This window comes from Microcystis sp. LSC13-02, from assembly GCA_002282935.1.
In the GTDB taxonomy this organism is placed as follows: Bacteria; Cyanobacteriota; Cyanobacteriia; order Cyanobacteriales; family Microcystaceae; genus Microcystis.
The window spans coordinates 1-2,755 of sequence record MTBT01000070.1; the positions used below are offsets into that span (position 1 = coordinate 1).

Below are 2,755 nucleotides of genomic sequence, written 5' to 3' on the forward strand. Positions count from 1 at the left end.
TTGTCACAAATCAGAAAGATTTGAGGCTTTAAAGTTAGGTCACTGCAGCTCCCGAGTCAGTGTGATTAGCGGTTGGTGGCGTGGTTCTACCCCACATTCCGCACCCTAAGTGTCACAACGTCTCGAAAGAGGAAGGAGCGTGAGTCAAAATACTTATCTAGAGGAGTGAGTTGGCGGCAAGTTGGCGGCAAGCTGCCGGCAACTAAGCCGAAAATTTCAGGGTTTCCCCAGTCATTCTCAATAAACAGTGCTTATTGAGAATGACTGGGCCATCAGACTTAACATCTAGGGGGAGATGTTCCAGTTGCTCGCTTTGTTTTGTCACCCCTTGAAGTCAGTCCATCTGGTCAAGATAAGAGATAATATTCCTGGCAAGGTTTGGGAAAAAATCTCAAAATGTTGCGCCTCTCCCAAGTTAAGTTACTAATCTTTTGATTGTCTTGAATACGAAGGAGATGAATCCCTTGAAAGCCCTGAAATATCCAGCGTAATGTTGGTCGGTCAGTTAACTTACCCAACGGATTTTTCAGTCCCGTCTCCTGCTGTTTTAAATTCAGACGAAGTTGTCTTTCAGTATAGCAAATAATGGGTTATTTAGGGCTTGCTGAATAATGGTAAAACCCTTTTAAAATAAAGCTTTTGACCTGTTAAAGTCCGATGTTAGTGCAAGAAAATAGGATTAAGCCTGAAACTCCTGACTCCTGACTCCTGACTCCTGACTCCTACCACCACCGAAAAACTTTTTCAGCAGACCCTATTTAGGACGCTTTCAATTTTCAAGCTCTTATCTGAACAGGGTTTCAGCGATGGATTGTCCTAAGCACCTTGGTCTTTGCTATAGTATAAAGAAGGGATGGAATGTTATATTTTATCTCGGCACCGGTTTTGCTTTCGAGAAGGTGGCAACACCGCCCCACTTTCTCACCATCTCCTTCCAGATGGGTTAGTTAGCGGTTTGACTTCTATGAACACCAATTATCTTGAAGAATACCAAAAATACCTAGCCGAATGGCAGAAACTGCTTCTGTCCGCTTGGGGTAATGGTGTTCCCACGACTACACCAGTGTTTGAGTTTCCAGAAACTTTGGTTAAATCCCTCGAATATCAACAAGAATGGGTGAAATCCTACCTAACCGCCCAAGAAACCGCCACCAAAGTTGCCCTCGATAGTCAGAAACAATTCTGGGATAGTTATTTCGGTTTTGCTCGTCAGTCCATGGCTGTAATCAATAAACCAGCTTAATTAGGTATCAATTGGCTAGATAGTTCGATTGGTGACTTAACTTCCCTTAAAAAATGAAATTCCTCAAATACAATCCCCTCTGGCCTTGTATTTGAGGCTTTTTTAGTTTTATTCCCTTTAAGCAATCAGGGAATTTTGGGGTTTCGCAAAAATCATCCGTCCAGCAGAGGTTTGCAATGCAGATGTCACCACTACCCGCAATTCTCCCCCTAGATAATCTTTTCCTTCTTCTACCACTACCATCGTGCCATCTTCTAGATAACCGATGCCTTGGGTGGGTTCTTTTCCTGCTTTGAGAATTTTTAGGTCCAAAGTATCCCCGGGCAAGTAGATCGGGCGTACTGCTTGGGCGAGATCGTTGACATTCAAGATAGTGACTTTTTGCAGATTGGCCACTTTACTGAGATTATAATCGTTAGTGAGCAAGGTGGCGTTAATTTCTTGGGCAAGATGGACTAATTTAGCATCTACGGTGCTAATATCGTCATAATCGGCCGGATGAATGATAATGCGATCAGGAAATTCCTCTTGCATCCGGTTTAATATATCTAATCCTCGTCTTCCTCTGACTCGTTTTTGGTCGTTACTGCCATCCGCTAACTGTTGCAATTCCTGAAGGATAAATTGGGGAATGAGTATCTGTCCCTCGATAAATCCCGTGTCTAACAATTGTTCGATACGACCATCAATAATACAACTGGTGTCAACAACTTTGGTGGCGGCCGCTTGCAGGGTTCCTTCTGCCACTAAAATTGATTCCATACTATTCGGGTTAATCAGACGCAAAAAAGTGCGACCGTGGGTATCAGCTAAACTAACCCCCAGATAGGAAAACATAATACTGCCTAAAATGGCGATTATCGGCTTAATAAACGAGAATTCTCTAGGAATCGGTAGGAAGAAAATCGGAGCTAGGATCAGATTAGCAATCAACAAACCGATAACTAGACCGACCGAACGGGTTAAAATAACTTCGATCGGAGTTTGCCGTACTTGGGTTTCTAGACGACGATAGGTAGTTTGGGCAACTAAACCAAGGGCTAAACCAATAATTGAGGCAAAACCCGCCGATAACCAGCGTAAAGCTTCAATATTAGTGATTTGCGACTGGACAGTAACCGGCAGCAAGTCCACGCTACTATAACCAATACTGGCAATAGCGAAGACGAATAATAAAATTATGACGGCATCAAGCATGGGGATAATACCAGAGAGGATAGGGGGGAATGATGGTAGATAAAATAATGAGTATGAATGCTTTTATCGAAAATTTCGGTTTAAAACCGCGTCCTTATTAGGACGGCTTTTCTTGATCCCTAATATAGCACTTAAGAACTTCCAGTGGCGCACCTCTCAGTTATCAGTTATCAGTTATCAGTTATCAGATGTGAGTTTTTAAGTGTGCAGTATTAAATAGAATTGGTTCTTCGGTTTGTCTTATGCAACGGACAGCATTATAAGAGATGAAACCCTTATCAAGAAAAACATTTGGCGATTTTTGTCAATTGTTTT

General features: G+C 42.4%; 2 protein-coding genes and 1 pseudogene. 1 reads left to right on the plus strand and 2 read right to left on the minus strand.

Annotation, left to right across the window (positions count from 1 at the left end):
- Nucleotides 1-347: 347 nt before the first annotated feature.
- Nucleotides 348-578: pseudogene (locus tag BGL89_RS04260) on the minus strand (IS1634 family transposase); the annotation flags it as partial.
- A gap of 386 nt (nt 579-964) precedes the next feature.
- Between BGL89_RS04260 and BGL89_RS04265 the strand changes: the two are divergent.
- On the plus strand, nt 965-1,243 hold the full coding sequence (locus tag BGL89_RS04265) for a hypothetical protein (RefSeq protein WP_043995783.1): 279 nt from the start codon (nt 965-967) through the stop codon (nt 1,241-1,243).
- A 117-nt stretch (nt 1,244-1,360) separates the two neighbouring features.
- On the opposite strand, the gene BGL89_RS04270 is transcribed toward BGL89_RS04265, so the two are convergent.
- Entirely contained in the window at nt 1,361-2,440 is a 1,080-nt protein-coding gene (locus BGL89_RS04270) for a PIN/TRAM domain-containing protein (protein WP_286824606.1), read from the minus strand.
- Between the last annotated feature and the right edge of the window lie 315 nt (nt 2,441-2,755).